This is a genomic window from Chryseobacterium polytrichastri (assembly GCF_900142445.1).
Classification (GTDB): Bacteria; Bacteroidota; Bacteroidia; order Flavobacteriales; family Weeksellaceae; genus Chryseobacterium; species Chryseobacterium polytrichastri.
The window spans coordinates 1-19,350 of the sequence record NZ_FRAV01000011.1; the positions used below are offsets into that span (position 1 = coordinate 1).

The 19,350-nt window shown below is 35.7% G+C and carries 14 protein-coding genes; 7 read left to right on the plus strand and 7 right to left on the minus strand.

Annotated elements, in window-relative coordinates; all coding sequences use genetic code 11:
* Nucleotides 1-124: 124 nt before the first annotated feature.
* Both BUB80_RS08670 and BUB80_RS08675 read right to left on the minus strand, forming a co-directional pair.
* On the minus strand, nt 125-1,174 hold the full coding sequence (locus BUB80_RS08670) for a serine hydrolase domain-containing protein (RefSeq protein ID WP_073292541.1): 1,050 nt from the start codon (nt 1,172-1,174) through the stop codon (nt 125-127).
* A gap of 448 nt (nt 1,175-1,622) precedes the next feature.
* Nucleotides 1,623-3,665 (minus strand): PAS domain-containing sensor histidine kinase, encoded by a 2,043-nt coding sequence (locus BUB80_RS08675; RefSeq protein ID WP_139262621.1) that lies wholly within the window; start codon nt 3,663-3,665, stop codon nt 1,623-1,625.
* A gap of 664 nt (nt 3,666-4,329) precedes the next feature.
* On the opposite strand from BUB80_RS08675, the gene BUB80_RS08680 reads away from it, so the two are divergent.
* The 5 genes from BUB80_RS08680 (at nt 4,330) to BUB80_RS08700 (ending at nt 8,697) form a co-directional block, all read left to right on the plus strand.
* On the plus strand, nt 4,330-4,920 hold the full coding sequence (locus BUB80_RS08680; protein ID WP_073292543.1) for a TetR/AcrR family transcriptional regulator: 591 nt from the start codon (nt 4,330-4,332) through the stop codon (nt 4,918-4,920).
* 71 nt (nt 4,921-4,991) lie between these two features.
* On the plus strand, nt 4,992-6,083 hold the full coding sequence (locus BUB80_RS08685) for an alkene reductase (RefSeq protein ID WP_073292544.1): 1,092 nt from the start codon (nt 4,992-4,994) through the stop codon (nt 6,081-6,083).
* Between the two features lie 22 nt (nt 6,084-6,105).
* Complete coding sequence (locus tag BUB80_RS08690) at nt 6,106-6,834, plus strand: SDR family oxidoreductase (protein WP_073292545.1); 729 nt, start codon at nt 6,106-6,108, stop codon at nt 6,832-6,834.
* Between the two features lie 72 nt (nt 6,835-6,906).
* The gene (locus BUB80_RS08695) at nt 6,907-7,674 is read left to right on the plus strand and encodes an SDR family oxidoreductase (RefSeq protein WP_073292546.1); all 768 of its coding nucleotides are present in this window, start codon (nt 6,907-6,909) and stop codon (nt 7,672-7,674) included.
* Between the two features lie 21 nt (nt 7,675-7,695).
* Nucleotides 7,696-8,697, plus strand: coding sequence for an NADP-dependent oxidoreductase (locus BUB80_RS08700; protein WP_073292547.1), 1,002 nt, complete (start codon nt 7,696-7,698; stop codon nt 8,695-8,697).
* A 154-nt stretch (nt 8,698-8,851) separates the two neighbouring features.
* On the opposite strand, the gene BUB80_RS08705 is transcribed toward BUB80_RS08700, so the two are convergent.
* The 3 genes from BUB80_RS08705 to BUB80_RS08715 all read right to left on the minus strand — a co-directional run bounded on the left by BUB80_RS08705 (nt 8,852) and on the right by BUB80_RS08715 (nt 12,477).
* Nucleotides 8,852-9,880, minus strand: a complete 1,029-nt coding sequence (locus tag BUB80_RS08705) for a rod shape-determining protein (RefSeq protein ID WP_054510940.1) — start codon at nt 9,878-9,880, stop codon at nt 8,852-8,854.
* A gap of 240 nt (nt 9,881-10,120) precedes the next feature.
* Nucleotides 10,121-10,819, minus strand: coding sequence for a LytR/AlgR family response regulator transcription factor (locus tag BUB80_RS08710; RefSeq protein ID WP_073292548.1), 699 nt, complete (start codon nt 10,817-10,819; stop codon nt 10,121-10,123).
* Nucleotides 10,819-12,477, minus strand: coding sequence for a histidine kinase (locus BUB80_RS08715; RefSeq protein WP_073292549.1), 1,659 nt, complete (start codon nt 12,475-12,477; stop codon nt 10,819-10,821). Before BUB80_RS08715 ends, BUB80_RS08710 begins: the two co-directional genes overlap by 1 nt.
* A gap of 110 nt (nt 12,478-12,587) precedes the next feature.
* On the opposite strand from BUB80_RS08715, the gene BUB80_RS08720 reads away from it, so the two are divergent.
* Together BUB80_RS08720 and BUB80_RS08725 are read left to right on the plus strand one after the other, a co-directional pair.
* Nucleotides 12,588-14,963 carry a TonB-dependent receptor gene (locus BUB80_RS08720; protein ID WP_073292550.1) on the plus strand — a complete coding sequence of 792 codons (2,376 nt, stop codon included), beginning with the start codon at nt 12,588-12,590 and terminating at the stop codon, nt 14,961-14,963.
* A 473-nt stretch (nt 14,964-15,436) separates the two neighbouring features.
* Nucleotides 15,437-16,528 carry a DUF5700 domain-containing putative Zn-dependent protease gene (locus BUB80_RS08725; protein WP_139262623.1) on the plus strand — a complete coding sequence of 364 codons (1,092 nt, stop codon included), beginning with the start codon at nt 15,437-15,439 and terminating at the stop codon, nt 16,526-16,528.
* Nucleotides 16,529-16,645: 117 nt separating this feature from the next.
* Here the strand turns inward: BUB80_RS08725 and BUB80_RS08730 are convergent, their stop codons facing one another.
* Together BUB80_RS08730 and BUB80_RS08735 are read right to left on the minus strand one after the other, a co-directional pair.
* Nucleotides 16,646-18,043 (minus strand): MFS transporter, encoded by a 1,398-nt coding sequence (locus tag BUB80_RS08730; protein WP_073292552.1) that lies wholly within the window; start codon nt 18,041-18,043, stop codon nt 16,646-16,648.
* On the minus strand, nt 18,044-18,610 hold the full coding sequence (locus tag BUB80_RS08735) for a TetR/AcrR family transcriptional regulator (protein WP_073292553.1): 567 nt from the start codon (nt 18,608-18,610) through the stop codon (nt 18,044-18,046). It lies immediately after the preceding gene.
* Nucleotides 18,611-19,350: the final 740 nt, after the last annotated feature.

The window sequence follows — 19,350 nt, forward strand, 5'->3', positions numbered from 1 at the left end:
GGATTGCACCTGCCTACACAGGATGAATAAATATTCTCCTTAAATAGTTTATACAAATATCTAAAAATATTTGGAAATTAGCACAGTACCTTTTGCGGTTTAATCTTTTTATTAGTTTAATTAATTATTTACCATTGAGCATGAATTGATCTATTTTTTTAGCAAAATCACCCTGTCTGCAACCGGCCATAAAATAAACAAATCCTACTTTTGAATCTTTATAAAACTGAAAAAGGGAGTTGTAACAGTTTCCATTGCTTCCCCCATGAAAATATTTTAAACCGTACGGAGTCTTTTCGATAAAAATACCTAGCCCCATATTCATTTTTACTTTCGGATCCATATCTTCTTCATGAATTTCTATTTGTGAAGTGGCCATAGATTGAAATATACTGTTGGGTTTATGGCTTTCTTTGATCAATTCCATCACAAACTTAGCATATTCCGTAGGCTCTATGTACAAACTGTAAGGAGTATGAGGTTGCAAATACGGATCATTTTTACCTCTATCGTGCTCGCCTTTTATTCCGTCTGCTAAATGTTGTCCCACATATTCATTATACGTAAGGTAAGCGTTCTTAATAGACATAGGCTTAAATGTATATTCCTGCATAATAACATCAATTTTCTTGCCCGTTAGGTGTTCTATGACAAGGGCAAGATATTCATAGCCTTCGCCTGAATAATCGAATTTAGTACCTGGCGTAAAATGAATCGCCAGTTTATTGTTTTCTCGCCAGTTGGGAAATCCAGTGGTATGGTCTAGCACCATTCTTGCTGTTATTAGCTTGTACCGATCATCGTAAGCAATATCTGCATAAGGATAATAGGTATACAATGGTCTATCTAAATCAATAATATTATTTTTGACAAGCTTTAGAACCGTATATGCAAACATCGGTTTTGTCATGGATGCAGCCTCGAAAATCGTATTTTTTTCAACAGGTTCCTGTTGGGCATTTTTAGTTCCTGCCGCTTTAGAATAGACAATCTTATTATCTTTTATGATCGCAATAGACAATGCCGGAATTTGAAGCGAATCCATCTGGTTTTTAATGAATGTATCAATTTCTTGGGCAGATATATCTTTTCCTTTAACCGTTTTGATTTGTGCACTCAAACTTTGAGATACAAAAGCAATGATCATTACAATGCAGACTTTATACTTTTTCATTTATTTTCTATTATGGTAAGTACTTTTAAAACATAACTTTGGTTACCTGTATGACAACCGGAGTATTGATTTAGTTACATCCAAAAACAATTATTTCATCTTAAATTTTTGTCTTTGTTAAATGACAGGAAATCAAAAATCAAAAAACACCTTCCATGATACTATAACAGTTGGTAATAATTGATTTCTCTTGATTTTATTTTTTTTGAAATTTTTCCGTTAAATTAACTTTTTCAATTGTAATATTATTGCTTTATTACAAATCAACGTAAATATATTCTTTATCCAAAAGAAATATCTTTAAACACTACATTATAATTGACAAACAGTTGAGTTTTATTATGGAACTCAATGGAAACAACAAAAAGTAAGCTTCGAAATCAGAAGACTTCGAAGAACAACTATCAAACTAATAGGATGATTAACTAATAGAAATTAGTTCTGAATATTAAACAGGAAGGGTAAACCAGAACGTACTTCCTTCCCCAATGGTACTTTCAGCACCAATTTGTCCTTCATGTTTTCGGATAATTTCTGAACAGATATACAGCCCCAACCCTAGCCCTGAATACGATTTCCCCGAATGATCTACACGGAAATAACGATCAAAAAGATGAGGAAGAATCTTTGCATCAATTCCGTTTCCAGAATCCTTTACCGAAACTTTTACATGACCTTCCTGTGATTCGATTATTATGTGAATCTGCTTAGAGTCAGGTGCGTATTTTACCGCATTATTCACAAAATTAATGACCACCTGATCAATTCTATGCTCGTCTGCATACAATTCCAGGTTTTTATCCCCCTCAATAATCAGGTCATATTTACCTTCCATTCTTACATGGTTGCAGCTCATAGAAAGCATATCATGGAGATTGAATTTTGTTTTTTCAAGTCTCAACTGGTCTTCACTCATTCTGCTCATATTCAGCAAATCGTCAATAAGTACGACAACCTTTTCTACACTTTTTCCGGATTGTTCAATAAGCCTGATATGCGTTTCTGAAAAAGGTTTATTCTTCATTCGATCCAATAATTGAAGTGAAGCTTTTAGGGATGTGATAGGCGTCTTTAATTCATGGCTTGCAATACTTAAAAAATCATCTTTGCGTTGTTCGAAAAGTTTTTTATCTGTAATATCGGCAGTCATTCCTACCATTCGGTCACCCTTTCCGTTTTTATCATATCTCGGGCGGCCGTGTGCCTGAATCCAATGTAAAGAACCGTCTCTCCATTTGATAGGATATTCGGTTTTATAAATTCCATTCGTCCTGATAGCTTCTTGTACCAAACCTCTCACCCTTTCACGATGTTCAGGGAGCATGGCTTCAAACAAATCAGAATATGCAAACTCTTCATCATCTGAGAATCCGAAATTACGCTTAAACTGATCATTACTCTGCATAATACCAGTAGCAAGATTTACCTCTGTAGATCCCAAGCTGCTTGCATCCAATGCAATCTGCAAACGGGTATTCATCTCAAGAACGGTTTCTCTTGCATTTACCTGATCGGTCACATCGCTAGCCACCACCAAAATTGCGGTAGTTTTACCATCTGTTCCGGATATTGGTTTGTAAACAAAATTAAGATAACGGTCAGTCAGTTTTCCATCCACCGACAATCTTACTTTCAGTTCCTGTCCATAGAAATTTTTACCAGATTCGTATACTTCTCTAAGGATGCCCAAAAATGGTTGGGTTTCTATCTCAGGAAGAGCCAGACGTAAAGGCAGACCAATCACTGAGCGGTCTTTTCCCCAAATTTGAAGGATAGACTCATTCACAACATCTACAGTGAAATTCTCTCCTTTTAGCGATGCCATAGCAACGGGTGAATATTCTACCAGAGATCGGAAACGTTTTTCGCTTTCAAGTAAAGTATTATTAACCTCTTGTAATTGGTTTTTAAAATAAACCAATTCTTTATTAACCGTTTCAAGCTTATTATTAATCAATAAAAGCTCTTCATTTGCGACTAAATATTCTTCATTCAGATCTACTAAATCTTTGGTCAACTGCTTTTCCGCCTTCGATTTTTCTTTGACCATTTTTCTAGCCTCCATCTTTTCTGATACTTCAGATGCCGTATGAAGAATGTAAGACGTTTTGCCATGCTCATTAAGGATGGCTTTATACTCGAAATCAAAATAAAAGTTTTGAAGAATACCATCCACTTTAAGAATGGCAGGATAATCTTTTGCGATATAGGTCTTCCCCGAATTCCACACCTGTTTCAAAATATCTAAAAACGGTTGCCCCGAAAGCTCAGGAAGGGCATCAAAGAAATTTTTGCCGATGACACTTTTGTCTTTTCCCCAGAATGCTAGCATGGCCTCATTGGCGCTAACAATGGTAATATCCTCGCCAGTATATACAGCTGTCGCATTGGGTGACTTGAAAAGTATGCTCAATAACTGCTCAGGTGCAATATAATCTGGAGAGTTCATAATGGGTTCAAAAAGTAGGCAAAGATAACCAATATCTGCCAATGGCTAATTATAAAAGGGATTTTTAATCTTTGTTAACTGAGTTCCTAAGACAGCTTTTAAAGCTATAAGGCTGTACATCTCTAGTGAAAAAATATAATGTAAAGGATCTCAAATCTTTTTTTCTTTTATTTTAGAGCCTGTTTAAATTTTACTAAGGAATTCCTATACATCTATTTATAAAATATTTTCATCAACAAGACTCAATAGATCATGTTTGAAATTATTTTTTGATTAAAAAGATTAACGCAAAGTTGATGAATAATTTTGCTTTATTTTAAGTGGGCAAAGTGATGCGACTTCGTCGCTGATGAAGCTGTATGCTTATCCCAAACGCTTCGACGAATCAACTTCGTTGATTCTATCCTTTGCTCCCTTAAAATATGCATAATAAAGCTAAAGCTTTGCGTTAGAAAAATACGTCATCAGTACATTACGTTTTTAATCAAAAATCCTTATTTAGATAAAGATTTGAATGGTATACAAAAAATCAAATTTAGACATTTAAACAGGTTCTTAAAATGACCATATTAAAATGAAAGACTGATTATAAAAGCTTTTTCAAAGTTCTTCAAAGCATCAACTTGATATTAACAAAAAAATAAAATCATTCTTTTGTTTTTTAAAATATACTTTTTAGTATATTTGTAGCATAATTTAGAATCAAATGTTAACCAAAGCAGAAAAGACCAAACAATTTATACTGGATACCGCTGTTCCTCTTTATAATGAAAAGGGAATTTCGGGGGTGAATGTTGATGATGTACTTCTGGCTACCAAATTAACAAAAGGATGCCTTTATAGTCATTTTGAAAATAAAGATGATCTCTCTGAGCAGGTGATTGATCTCATGTTAAAGAAGGTTTCTGATAGAATGCATGCAACAGTTTCCAAAGGAAAAACAGCTAAGGACAAAATATTTGCCTTTATAGATTTTTATAAAAATCCCATAGAAACTCCAATTTCTGGAGGATGCCCTATTTTTAATGTTGCTGTGGATGCAGATGATAATCACCCGAAATTAAAACAAAAGATCGCATTTATATTTAGAAGTGGTCAGGAAAGTATTATTCAGATTCTGAATGAAGGTATTAAAAGTGGTGAATTTTCAGATCAACTGGATTCTGTTGTTTATGCATTCAAAATCGTAGCAGCAGTCGAAGGCGGAATTGTAATGTGCAGAACAATGGGCACATCCAAACCTATGATTGGTTTAATAAAGAGTTTAAAATCAGAGTTAATGCAATATGCTCTCTGATTTTTTTTCAAACAAAATATACTTTTTAGTATATTTTAAAACAAAAATAAAAAACATTTTACATAACAAATATGACTAATACAACCTTATTCGAACCTTACAATTTAAAAGGATTAGAATTAAAAAACCGCATCATAATGGCACCAATGACCAGAAGCCGTTCTGATAATTCTGCCCATACTGCAACGGCATTACATGCAAAATATTATGAGCAACGTGCTACTGCAGGATTAATCATTACAGAAGGTACTTTTGTAAGTGAAGAAGCAATAGGCGTCGTGAATGTTCCAGGAATTTATACTTCTGCACAAATTGAAGGCTGGAAAATAACAACAGAAGCAGTACATCAAAAAGGAGGACTCGTTTTTGCACAGTTGTGGCATACCGGAGCTTATTCTCATCCAGACCTTCATAATGGTAAAAAGCCACTTGCTCCCTCCTCTATCAATCCGAATCAACAAGTCTTTACTGCCGAAGGTTTCAAACCTTCAGAAGAACCACAGCCTATGACCATTGATGATATCAGAAGAACTGTTAATGATTTCAAACAAGCCGCTATTAATGCTTTTGAAGCAGATTTTGACGGGATAGAATTACATGGGGCCAATGGTTATCTCTTACAGCAATTTTTCAGTAAAAACACCAATAAACGTGAAGATGAGTATGGCGGATCTGTTGAGAACCGTTCCCGAATATTATTTGAAATCCTTGATGAACTTAAAAAAGTGGTAAATCTTACCAAGGTGGGAATTCGCTTAAACCCTTCATTGCATGGGATTATGGGAATTGTGGTGGATGATGAAACTATTAAATTATATAATCATATCGTCACCAGACTAAATGATTATGACCTCGCTTATATTCATTTAATAGAACCGTTTACCGATGTTTCTCAGAATCTGCAAGCGGTTCAGGAAGTTGCCAAACATTTCCGAAAAATATATAATGGTACCATCATTATCAACAGAGCGTTTAATAAAGAAACCGCGACAAAAATCATCAATGATGGTGATGCAGATCTTGTTTCGTTTGGAGTTCCTTTTATTGCCAATCCTGATCTTGTAGAACACTTCCGTAAAGATATACCGCTAAACACTCCTGATCAGACTACATTTTACACACCGGGAGAGAAAGGATACACAGATTATCCAACTTTAAACTAAAAACAATCTAAATATTATAAAAATGAAAACAACAGGAAATACTGTATTTATAAGCGGCGGAAGTGCCGGAATAGGACTTGCTATTGCAAAAAAATTAAGCAAAGCCGGTAACAAGGTTATTATCAACGGGAGAAACGAAGAACGTCTTCAAAAAGCATTGTTGGAAATTAATAACGCTGTTGCTATTAAAGGCGATCTTTCTATCCAAGTTGATCGTGAACGAATTGCAAAAGAATTAGCAGATCTGTATCCGGATACAAACATACTGATCAATAATGCCGGTGCTGCTTTTATGAACGATCTGGGTGATCAAAACAATAACGCAGCACAGAAAGCTTATGATGAGATCAATACCAACTATTTAAGCGTTATCCACTTTACGTCTTTAGTACTTCCTCAGTTATTAGAAAAAGAGAATGCTGCGATTGTTAATATTTCATCGATAGCGGTTTACAGAGGGAATAAATATCTGCCAACTTATTCGGCTAGTAAAGCTGCATTGCACAGCTATACTCAAGGATTAAGAGATACTTTCATCGAAAATGAAAAACTTAACGTATATGAAGTTTATCCTCCTTTGGTAAATACCGAATTTTCTGCAGAAATTGGTGGGGCTAATGGTATTCCTCCGGAAGAAGTTGCAGAAGAGCTACTTCTTGCATTAGAAAAAAACCAATTTGAAGTTCCTGTTGGAGATACAAAAAAGATCCATGCGCTTATAGAGCCAATTGTAGAGAAAATAAACGGATAGCTTTCCTAACCAAGGTTTGAAATTTAACGAGTAAAGTTCAAACCTTGATTATCAAATTAAAATAAGGATATTATGGAAATAAAAGGAAAAACCATATTGATTACAGGTGGAGCGTCTGGTATAGGATTAGAATCTGCCAGACAGTTTCTATTAGAAGGTGCAAAGGTAATTATTACTGGTAGAAATCAGGATAAACTAGATGCCGCAAAAAAAATGTTTCCTGCATTAACAACAATGAGAAGTGATGTTGAAAATACGGATGATGCGGAAGTCCTTTTTAAACAGATAGAAAAATTAGGCGGAATTGATATTCTTTACAATAACGCCGGAGTAGGAAGTCCAGCATTGAATATTGCCATTGCTAATGAAAAAGTTCTAGAGAATGCAGTATATGAAATGAATGTTAATTATTTTGGAGTTATCAGCCTCACAAATACTTTTATTGAAATGCTAAAATCAAGAAAAGAAGCAGCTATTATTAATACAACATCTATTCTAAGTCTTGTACCTGCACTTGAGGAACCTACTTATTCAGCCAGTAAGTCTGCGCTGAGTTTCTATACAAAGCTTCTTAGAAAAAATCTGGAAATCATAGGAACCAATGTAAAGGTTTTTGAACTACTGCCTCCTGTTGTAGCAACTGAAATGACAGCTAACAGAAATGATAAAAAAATAAGTACGGAAGAGTTGGTAAAAGCACTATTATCAGGGATCAAAGCAAACAAAAGTACAATCCGTGTAGGAGATGCCAAGCTATTGTATCTGGTAAACAGATTTTTTCCGAAATTAGCTTTTAATCTGGTTAATCCAAAAAAGATATATAAGCATTTCAAACCATAAACAAAATAATAACCTAACATTATGAAAGCATTTATAATTAATAAATACAGTAATAAAGAAGCTTTACAATTAGCTGACGTTCCAGTCCCAACCGTGAATGATAATGATGTTCTTATCGAAGTTTATGCTGCAGGACTGAATCTTTTGGACTCCAAAATCAAGTCAGGAGAATTTAAGACAATTCTGCCTTATCAGTTTCCATTGATATTGGGACATGATGTAGCTGGCGTAGTAACCCAAGTTGGGAAAAATGTGAAAATATTCCAGACAGGAGATGAAGTTTATTCCCGTCCATCAGATGGCAGAATTGGTACGCTTGCAGAGTTTATTTCCGTTAACGAAAAGGATGTAGCTTTCAAACCTAAAAATATATCTATGGAAGCAGCAGCTTCTATTCCTTTGGTTGCTTTAACTGCCTGGCAGGTTTTTGTTGAAAAGGCAGATCTTCAAAAAGAGCAAAAAGTTTTTATTCAAGCCGGTTCGGGTGGTGTCGGTACTATTGCCATTCAGTTGGCGAAACATCTGGGGGCAACAATTGCAACAACTGCAAGTACGCAAAGTTTTCAGATGTTAAAAGAATTGGGAGCAGATCTCATTATTGATTACAAAACTCAGGATTTCGAAACTGTACTCAAAGATTATGACCTAGTTCTGAACAGCCAGGATACAAGAACGCTTGAAAAATCCTTAAATATATTGAGACAAGGAGGCAAGGCAATTTCTATTTCCGGCCCTCCCACTCCAGAGTTTGCAACAGAAAAGAAGTTACCATGGTTTATAAAACTGATTCTTTCATTTCTCAGCCGAGGTATCCGCAGAAAATCAAAAAACTTAAATGTGGATTATTCTTTTCTCTTTATGAGAGCAAACGGTTCTCAGCTACAAGAAATTACCAAACTTATAGAAAGTGGTATTATAAAGCCTGTTGTGGACAAGGTCTTTAGTTTTGACCAATCTAATGATGCTTTAAAATACGTAGAAAGTGGTCGTGCAAAAGGAAAAATAGTGGTGAGACTAAAATAGAAGCTATCAATACAATTGGGAGTAGCTGCCTGACAAGCTTCATTTAAAAATGATAAAGCCTATTCTTTACAATCTCAGAAATTCACAGCATTGAAAGGCCTTAAATAATATAATTTAAAGCCTTTTTATTTTTAGTATATCAGATTGATTTGAATTAACTACTCATCAAAAATCTAAACTTGTTTATATTTTTAAGCGCAATACCGGTTCCACGAACAACAGCTCTTAAAGGATCTTCTGCAACACAAACAGGCAATCCTGTTTTTCTGTGTATTCTATCTGCCAACCCATTCAATAAGGCTCCTCCTCCTGCAAGATAAATTCCTGTTTTGTAGATATCTGCTGCCAATTCGGGTGGTGTTAAAGAAAGTGTTTCCATTACAGCATCTTCAATTCTCATAATAGATTTATCTAATGCTTTGAAAATCTCTTTATAATTCACCATGATCTCTTTTGGTTTCCCTGTGATCATATCTCTTCCCTGTACGGCAATATCTTCTAAAGGATAATCTAGTTCTTCTAATGCAGAACCTATCTCAATTTTTATTCTTTCGGCCGTTCTTTCGCCGATATATAAGTTGTAGTATGATCTTAAAAAATAAGAAATATCATTGGTAAATACATCTCCTGCAATCTTTAAAGATTTGTCGCAAACAATTCCTCCAAGGGCAACAACCGCAATTTCAGTTGTTCCACCACCGATATCGATAATCATATTTCCTTCAGGACTTTGAACGTCTATTCCTGCTCCAATAGCTGCTGCCATTGGTTCATAAATTAATTTCACTTCTTTAGCGTTCACTTTTAATGCAGAATCCTTTACTGCTCTTTTTTCCACCTCAGTGATTCCCGAAGGAATACATATAACAATTCTCAGCGCGGGCTGAATAAATCTTCCTTTAATTCCCGGAATTTGTTTAATAAATTCCTTGATCATATGTTCAGAAGCATGAAAATCTGCAATTACCCCATCTTTCAACGGGCGTATTGTTTTAATATTTTCATGGGTTTTCCCCTGCATCAGTTTGGCTTGTTCACCCACTGCAATAGGTTTTCCTGTAGTACGGTCTATAGCGACAATAGAAGGCTGATCAATGACGATCTTGTTATTATGTATGATCAGCGTATTAGCGGTTCCAAGATCCATTGCGATCTCCTGCGTAAACATATCAAATAACCCCATCTTTTCGTTGTTTTATTAGACTTGCAAAGTACGGCTTTCTGTGCGGAAATAGGCACTTGAATATTTAATAATAGAAGTTAAAATTGTGTTAATTATCTTATCAATTAAGGGAAGCAACTTAACTTCCCAAAATAGTTTCATTTATAGAGTATTATAAAAAGCTATTGCTCCATAAGATTAAATCAAAAGTAAAAAAGTTAAGATAAAATCGTTTTTTAATCAAATGGAAAACTCTAAATATCAGATCATTTTATCTTTGAGTTCTTTATATTTTGAACGTCCTACAGGCAGTACCTCCCCTGTTTTAAGTAGGATTCCGTATCGGGTACCTGGGTTAATCAGAATCTTTTCGACCTGTTTGAAATTAACCAAGTAAGATTTATGAACCCTTTCAAATCCGTCCGGAAGAAGCTGCTGTAAAAGCTCAAGTGATTTATCGTGGAGTTCCTGCTGCCCATTTTTAAGATGCAACTCTGTATAAATTCCCGCTCCTTTGATGTAGATGATCTCGGCAATATTAATCAAGCGAATTTGCCCTGCCCTTTTCACCGCTACATATTTAATACTATTATCTGATTTCAAAACAGGATTAACAAACCGATTCAGCGCCTGAAAAAGCCGCTCCTGATCGAAAGGTTTAGGAACAAAATCAAGTACCCCATAGGTAAAAGCAGTGATTGCCTTATCAATATTCGCGGAAACGATAATTGTATGAAATGAAGCCGCTACCATCTGTTCTAATACTTCAAAACCATTATCCCCATTGAGGTTAAGGTCTAACAACAATAAATCCGGAGCTTGGTCTGCAATTTGATCAAGCCCTTTTTGCAGAGAATCACAAATGATGATATGAGCAGGTTTATTGGTGAAGAACTCAGCAGTCATACGCTGCAGACGGCGAGCAATCCTTGCTTCGTCTTCAATGATCAGTATATTCATTATCGTAAAATTTGAATGGTTGATACCCAACCGTTTTCTGTAGAAACCGAATTGAATGTCCAATTTGAACCATAGCTTTCAGTCAGACGTGCCCTGATATATTTAAACCCATTTCCTCCTGCCCTATTGGGCATTACCTTTCGGTTTTCTGCGGTAGTTTCAAAAATATATTGATGCGCATTATTGGTCAAAGAATAATAAATGGCGAATTTAACCGTATTTCCCGGCAGGGGCTCACTATGAGTAATGCCATTTTCTAATAACGTATGAATAATAGCAGGTGGTATTCGCTGTGTTTCATCTATTCCAAGCTGTTCCCAAGTATAATTAATTTCTTTACGGAAGCCCATTACCGAGAGATGTTGCCGACAGAGTTCCAATTCTTTGGTGATGGGTATCAGCGTTTGTTCAGCAATCTCGTTCATGATATCAAATTCTGCAGCCAGTGCTTGTATGAAACGCGCTCCTTCCTTTGGTGATTCTTCTACCCAATCCATCATTGAAGTGAGCGTATTTCTTAAAAAATGAGGTTGAATATTCTTCTTAAGTAACTCCAACTGTAGCCTTGAGGAAAGCAAAATAGCATTTTGGTGTTCTGCTTCCATAACACTTGTACGAATGGAATGAAGATAAAGCATACACAATACAATGATGGTAAAACTGATAAACAGACCATAATCATACACCAAAAAATTATTGACCAGTGCACTCAGTAAAAGACCTGCCAACACAATAAAACCGCCTTTTTCATTTTGAATAATACCATTCAGCACTACAATGAAAGCAGCTACCCACATGGCTAAACTGTAGAGGCGAGCTGTCAAATCATAATGCCTATAATTAAACCAATAAAGCAATAGCAGCGTTACTAAAAGAGCTGCCATCAGCCATTTTCCCTTTTTAAAATTAAACTGAATAATAAAATACCAAGGAACCAACAGCGCATTGGCAAAAGTCAGCCAACCTATAATCTCCAGGCGAATAAAAAACTTAGAATATGGAATTACCACATGGAATTTTAAGTATTCCATAATCAACAAAGCAAAAAATAAAAAACATATCGTCGCAAAAATAAGAATGTCCCGTTGTTTGCGCTTGCTGTTCAGATAGAGAAAAAAGTAATAGATCGCTGCAATAAGAAAAGCTCCTGCCATGAGATTCATATAGGACATCGTGACCAATGGTCTGGTCAATAGTGAATTGTAAGGATCTATTTTAAATCCGATGCTGCGTTGTACTTTCGGAAGAAGTGATTGCGAGCTGCGAAGGGCAACTGTATGTAAACCGGGTGAAATAAGATGATCCGGAATCTTATAATAGCTGCTTTCAGTGCCTGGTATTTCAGGCTTCCCATTTTGTGGAATTTGTCCGTTGTTACCAATCAATATTCCGTCCCAATACACTTCAAAGGAACCAAATGATTCAATCTGAAGACCCAATGGTAATATCTCATTTTCTACCTTGCGAAGATCTAAATGTGTTCGGGACCAGAAAATTTTACCGGAAGTATTACCTCTATTCTGTGCCCAACTTTCATCATTATAGTCTTTGGATGCCCAAGCTAAATCATCACCTACTTTGTAAACAGGCATTGGTTCTTCGTTACGGATAACGGACGGATTCAGTATGCCAAGCAATACCAACATAAACTTATGCATTATGTAAATATACAAAGGGAATTACTAAAACCTGATGTCGTTTGAAAGCCTGTAGAGTCGTTCACAAATTTTCAGCAAACAGGCATACATCCACGTTTTAAATTTACACCATGAAACAACTCATATTATTTTTTTTGATCATTATACCTTCTCAATATTCTTTTGCCCAGAAAGCAAAAATAACAGGTGTGATTCATGAAAGCTCGGGCATCGCTATTCCCTACGCAACCATAACACTCAAGGAAATTGATGATAAACCCGTTGCTGTTGGTATTTCGGATACTAAAGGAATCTTTCGATTAGAAAATCTTTCTGAAGGAAATTACACCCTCACTTATAGTCTTATCGGTTTTAAAACAATCACTAAACCAATACAAATCATTGCTGATAAGGAAGTAAACGTTGGAACCATAGTTTTACAACCTGATGGAAAACTCCTGGAAGAAGTAACAGTAAACGGACAACACCCCTCAGTAAGTTTAAAAATTGATAAAAAAGTATTTGAAGTAGGCAAAGATATCCTCTCCCAATCGGGAGCTGTAACTGATTTGCTGAACATTGTGCCTTCAGTAAGTGTTACTCCAACTGGCTCCATCAGCCTAAGAGGTAACAGCAATGTACTGGTTTTAATAGACGGGCGACGCACCGGATTAACCCAAGGCAATGCACTAGATCAATTGCCTGCAGATCAGGTTGAGCGTGTGGAAGTAATCACCAATCCTTCCTCTAGATTCGATGCTGCGGGCTCTGCCGGGATTATCAATATCATCCTGAAAAAAAATAAGAAAGCAGGATTCAGCGGGCAGATACGCTTAGTGGGCGGTAGTCCTAATGAAACCCGAGTGACTCCTAGTATAAACTATAAATCTAATAAGTTGAATCTATTTGCCACCTATGGTTTAAGGTTATCAGATTATGTAGGCCTTTATACGGTGGAACAATCTACCGGACTTTCAAGTACGCCAGTTTACATGAATCAACGACAGGATGAGAACCGACATGATAACGCGAAGCTACTCTATTTTGGTGCCGACTTTAAGTTTAATGACCACAACAGTATTACGGCAGCTTTCCTTCGAAACTCCACCCGCGACCACGACAAAACCAGACTCAACTATCTATATTCAGATAAGAATAGTATTCTGGACAGTAGTCTGAGCCGTAGTGGCGAATCATGGGAAAAACGAAGTTATAATCAGCTTGAATTTAATTATACCAAAACGTTTGGCAAAGCAGGCAAAAAACTGACCGTAGATATGCAATATGATTTTTGGAACAGCGAAAAAGAATGGAATCTTACCACCAGTAAAGTTTCACCGATTTCAATTGATTTACCAATGATTAGAACAATATCGGATGGGAGTAGTAAAGATTTAATGATTAAGGCAGACATGATACAGCCGATGGGCAGTAATGCTACCTTAGAGTTCGGTGTGAAAGCAGAAGACCGAAGAGTAAACAGTGACTTTATCGCTGAACAGCAAAACTCAACAGGCTGGGAAACTGTAGACCAGATAGATAACCATTTGTTGTATAAAGAATTAATTGGGAGTGGCTATGTGCAATTTTCCGGTAAGGCAGGTGCTTTTAGCTATCAGAGCGGCCTGCGTGGAGAGCTCGCCCGAATTGGTATTGAAGACCGAATTGGCAGCTATACCAATAAAAAGAAGTATAACCGTTTATTCCCAACGCTCAACATCAGTTATCTTTTTAAAGAAGGCGCAACCTTACAAGGGAGTTACAGTAAAAGAATCAATAGGCCAAGTCTTAGAATGATCTATCCTTTTAATGAACTAACCGACCTCAGCACCCGATATATTGGTAACCCGGACCTTAACCCATCTTACGCCAATGTATTTGAACTCGCTTTCCTCAAGAACTGGAAGACGCTTACATTTAATCCATCATTTTATTATCAAAGCACCAGCGGTGTGATAGAAGATTATACCTATAAAAATGCAGATGGCCTATTCATTACCATGCCTATCAATATTAATAAAGAAATACGCAGTGGCTTTGAACTCTCATTGCTTTATAATCCCATTAAATGGCTGCAAGTAAACACAGAACTTAATGTATTTCATTATTCTGAACAGGGAGTGTATCAAAATCAGAATTTCGATTATTCGGGCAATACCTTCACCGCCCGTGTAAGCGCACAGTTAAAACTAAAGGATAAACTGGCATTTCAGACATTGTATAATTTCAGAGGCGCCAATGCTACGGCACAAACTCGTGCAGAAGCTCTTCATAGTATTGACTTTGGATGTAGCAAAACTTTCCTCAAAGACAAAGCTACCGTTATGTTTGATGTAAGTAATCTATTTGATCTTCGAAAGTCAAAAAGCATCACCACAGGATCGGATTATATAATCAGCCAGACCAATATTCCTAATGCTGCCCGATATCGACTGACACTCGTTTATCGACTTAACCTGAAAGACAATGAAGCTGCCAGACAGGCTAAAAGTGGGAATAGAAATTAAGATGGATTCTTTACAAAGCCTGGAATACCTTGATGAATTAATGAGTTCATACGAAACGTAATTAAAAAGCCAATTCCTTTAAAATTTAAAAAACAGTATAAAACACAACTGCCTTCCTAATTTCGGAGGCAGTTTTAATTTTGATTATAATCAGTTGAAACCACATTATTTTTGGACAAACAACTATTACATTTTGAGGCACTTTCAGCAATCTTTCAATTTACAGGTAATGAAAAGCCACCTATAATTGTTTTACTAATAAATGACTCCGCCTGTGATATTATTTTTTAGATAACACCAGTTCAAAACTTTTAATAGTAATACGATGAATATGAAATACATCAAAGTTGAGTGTAACTTATTTTGATCTTGCTCCGGCAATAAGTGCAATTTTCTATTCTATTGAATTAAATCACTATACTAACAGTACTTTATTGTACTTTAACCAAATAATTTTCATTAAAAACAAACCCATGATTAAACAAATAATATTTACCTTATTTACATTTCTATCCTCTCAGATGGTATATTCTCAAACCTTTGATGATACCTCTTGCTGGGAATATTTTAAAATCACTCAAGACTTAAAAAATAACAAACCGCTCGACAAAAAAACATGGAACCAGTTTTTAAAAAATGATGCGATACAGGTATATCTGAAAGATCAGGGTGTCGACAGTGCGTACATCGATAATTACAGGAAAAACATGGAAATCGCCTACATGCCCAAAAATAATGCCCTCTTACAGGAAAAACTAAAAGACCCTATGAAAAATTGGTGGCTTTATATTGTGAATGAGTATAAGGTGAACGAAGATCAAATGAAAAAATACCTCACTGATATTAAAAAAGATCCTAAAAGCTATTTTGAAACTTGCTATCAATACACGTATCAAATGCTTCCTAAGAAATATCAAAAAAAAGCTCCCAATTATAAGGTTACCATCATTCCTATACACAATGATGCTCATATAGAAAGCAGCTGGATGATGTATTCTCTTATGGCAGCCTATTTTCATGATGCCAATAAGATGGGTGCTATGGGAGGTCACGAGTTTCATCATGTATTGAGACCTCAACTTATGTTTGAAGTGGAAAATCAAGATGCCGTGATTGTCAATTTGCTTCAAAAAATCCTAAATGAGGGCAGTGCAGATTTAACAGATAAAATATATGAAGGCAAAGATGCGGTGAAGTTATTAGAATTTCAGAGAGAAACACGTGCAGAATTTATTGCAGACGGAGCCAAAGTCATTAAAAATATTGATTCTCTATTATCTGTAAAACCATTAAACCGATCTTCATTAAAAATGAATAAGCTGATTAATATTGGGAATACCAGTGGCCATGTTCCGGGATGTTATATGTCTGACATTATCTATAAAGCAGGCTATAAAAAAGAACTCGTTAAACATATTGAAGATCCTTTTCAATTTATTTATCTCTACGATAAAGCGTCGAAAAAAGATAAGAATGCGTATGTTTTATCATCCACAACAATGGATCTTGTTCGTGAGCTGGATAAAAAATACAGACCTAAAGCAAAAGTTGAACAATATCAATAAAATACGATTAATAAAAACAAGAAAGGACAAATCAGTGATTTGTCCTTTTATAATTTATAAGAATGTATAAATGATTTAAAAGTTCTTGATCACTTTTGTGGCTAAAATAAAAGTTCATTATTTCTGTTTTTGCTCCAAGTTCTTCTCTTCCGGCAATATATAAAGCATAATTCCTACAAGAAGCACACAAATTAATATCGCTATAACCCCAGCTTTATAAGCAATTTGCCAGCTTTCCTGGGAAAAATAGAAAAATATCCCTCCAATAATACTGATTCCTAATGCTGATGCAGTCTGTTGAAAAGTAGAATAAATCCCTGCGGCAGCTCCGGCATGTTCAGCGGGTACACTTTTAAGTACGATATTTAATAAGGAGGGTAATACCAATCCGTTTCCTAAGCCCCAAACTCCCATTAATACAATAATGATCCAGCGATCTACTCCGGGTTTCCATAATTGAACCTGAAGCAAAAAGCTTATGGCTAAAAGGATAACACCAACCTGCAATACTTTCTTTCCAAACCGAACGATAAGTTTTGAAGCAATCAGGGAAGAAAAAATAAATAGAATCCCAGGGAAAATAAAATAAAGTCCGCTGAGTAAAGCTGAAACCTTCAATCCATTTTGTAGATATACTGCGCTGAGAAGTAAATATGAAGTATGCAGCATAAAATGGAACAGTACAGCGATTAATCCAATATTGAAATCCTTGATCTCAAATAAACGGACATCAATAAGTGGATTTTTATTGGTGAGCAATTTCTTTTTTTGATCATACATAAAATAGACAAACAGAAACAATGACAGGATAATCATTAAGATACTCCACCATGGCCAGCCTGCTTCCCGACCTTGTGTTAAAGGATAAATTAGACATACTAAAGCCAATGTTAAAATCAACACACCTACATAATCAAACTTGCTCCCATGATTGCCTTTTGTTTCAGTTACATAACGATGAGTAGCCCACAAAGTAACCATTCCAATGGGAAGGTTGATAAAGAAAATAAGTCTCCATCCTGCAATTGCCCAATGGGTATCTGATAAATAACCTCCCAACACCTGCCCGATAATAGCAGCAATTCCTAACGTAATTCCGAATAGACCCACCGCTTTCGCTCTTTCTTTTTTATCGGTAAAAAGGATTTGAATAAAAGCAATCGTTTGGGGAACCATAAATGAGGCACTTAATCCTTGTAGAAATCGGGTAAGGTTAAGCTGAAACGGAGTCATTGATAATCCACACAAACATGAGGCAATCGTAAAAGCAAACATTCCCCAGAAGAATACTTTTTTGCGTCCAAAATGATCGCCTGCCCTACCTCCGGTAATCAGAAAAGCTGCATATCCCAACAAATATCCGGCAATCACCAACTGAACCTCAGCATCAGTGGCGTGAACTCCTGTTTTAATGGACGGAATCGCAATATTGATAATAAATACATCAATCACAGAAAGCAATGGCGCCGAAAGTACAATAATAAGCTCCAGCCATTTATTTTTAATCTCGTTCATTTAAATCAGTTTTTCAATGATTTTTTTTGCAGACTGAAGATCTTCGCCCTGTTTAAAAATGGATGCAGCAACAATGCCGCCTTCTGTCATAAGGAATATCATTTCGGTGAGTTCTTGATCCGTCAGCATCTTTTTATGTCCTGAATTGATGACTAGTTTTTCAATAAGCGCTTTAAAGTCTCTCTTCGCATTTTGAATTTCAGCCAACACTCGCTCATCATTCTGTCCTGCCTCATTATTAGCCTTTACAAAAGCACAGCCTTGATATTCACGGGATAATTGACGCTCACTCATATGATCAAAAATCGTCAGCAGTTTCTGTTTAGGATCTGGTTCTTTATTAATTCTTGCTTCAATCCGTTCCAGCCACTCTTGGTGAAAGCGTTGGATATACGCCAACAGCAAGTCTGCCTTAGATTCAAAATGTTTGTATAAAGATGCTTTAGCAATATCAGCTTCTGCTATCACTTGGTTTATCCCCGTCAGATTATAGCCTTGATTATAAAAAAGTTTTTCGGCTGTATCTATTATTTTATCGGTCACTGTTTGACCTCTTTGTTTTTTCATGATGCAAATATAATTATTAAATATACAAGTCTGTATATTTAATAGTGCTTTTTTAATCTGCTTTACTTTAATCCTTTGTAAACAGCTTCATCACAGTCATTGCGAGAAACGAAGTGACGAAGCAATCTCTTATAAGAAACATTTAATCAAAACTTAACACCCAGTTTGTCATCCTGTAAGGATCTCAACAGTTGAAAGGAAAAATCTAAAAAGCGTATTAAGACTGCTTTGTTCGTTTTAGAAAAATGAAATAATCCTTGCTATTATATTGAGATTACTTCACCTTTGGTTTGCAATCACTTCTCTATTTTATTTTTTTGTTCGTTTTGCCTTGAAGCAAAAGAACCAAAAGTTCAAGACTTGGAAACTCCGGCTAAAAATAATCTATGCTCTCTAAAAATTCTAAAACTCGTGCGATAGCAATATAAGTTCTTCGGTAGTACATTTGTCACGCACTCAAACAGTAGAATTTTCTTAACGTTCGCATAGCTTATTTTCTTAACGCCTCCATTTCCTAGGTCGTTTATTTTCTGTCATTGCGAGGAACGAAGTAATCTCTTATAAGAAACATTTAATCCACAAGATATAACACAAAGTTTGTCATCCTGAAAGGATCTCAACGGTTGAAAGGGAAACCTAAAAAACTTATTAAAAATGCAATAATCTTTACTATTATATTGAGATTGCTTCACCTTTGGTTTACAAGAACTTCTCTATTTTATTTTTTTGTTCGTTTTGCC

Bases quoted from the DNA above. Each gene is read 5' to 3' on its own strand.
- BUB80_RS08680 (WP_073292543.1), top strand. From the start codon at position 4,330: ATGTTAACCAAAGCAGAAAAGACCAAACAATTTATACTGGATACCGCT.
- BUB80_RS08735 (WP_073292553.1), bottom strand. From the start codon at position 18,610: ATGAAAAAACAAAGAGGTCAAACAGTGACCGATAAAATAATAGATACA.
- BUB80_RS08720 (WP_073292550.1), top strand. From the start codon at position 12,588: ATGAAACAACTCATATTATTTTTTTTGATCATTATACCTTCTCAATAT.
- BUB80_RS08695 (WP_073292546.1), top strand. From the start codon at position 6,907: ATGGAAATAAAAGGAAAAACCATATTGATTACAGGTGGAGCGTCTGGT.
- BUB80_RS08690 (WP_073292545.1), top strand. From the start codon at position 6,106: ATGAAAACAACAGGAAATACTGTATTTATAAGCGGCGGAAGTGCCGGA.
- BUB80_RS08685 (WP_073292544.1), top strand. From the start codon at position 4,992: ATGACTAATACAACCTTATTCGAACCTTACAATTTAAAAGGATTAGAA.
- BUB80_RS08705 (WP_054510940.1), bottom strand. From the start codon at position 9,880: ATGGGGTTATTTGATATGTTTACGCAGGAGATCGCAATGGATCTTGGA.
- BUB80_RS08710 (WP_073292548.1), bottom strand. From the start codon at position 10,819: ATGAATATACTGATCATTGAAGACGAAGCAAGGATTGCTCGCCGTCTG.
- BUB80_RS08715 (WP_073292549.1), bottom strand. From the start codon at position 12,477: ATGCATAAGTTTATGTTGGTATTGCTTGGCATACTGAATCCGTCCGTT.
- BUB80_RS08670 (WP_073292541.1), bottom strand. From the start codon at position 1,174: ATGAAAAAGTATAAAGTCTGCATTGTAATGATCATTGCTTTTGTATCT.
- BUB80_RS08730 (WP_073292552.1), bottom strand. From the start codon at position 18,043: ATGAACGAGATTAAAAATAAATGGCTGGAGCTTATTATTGTACTTTCG.
- BUB80_RS08725 (WP_139262623.1), top strand. From the start codon at position 15,437: ATGATTAAACAAATAATATTTACCTTATTTACATTTCTATCCTCTCAG.
- BUB80_RS08700 (WP_073292547.1), top strand. From the start codon at position 7,696: ATGAAAGCATTTATAATTAATAAATACAGTAATAAAGAAGCTTTACAA.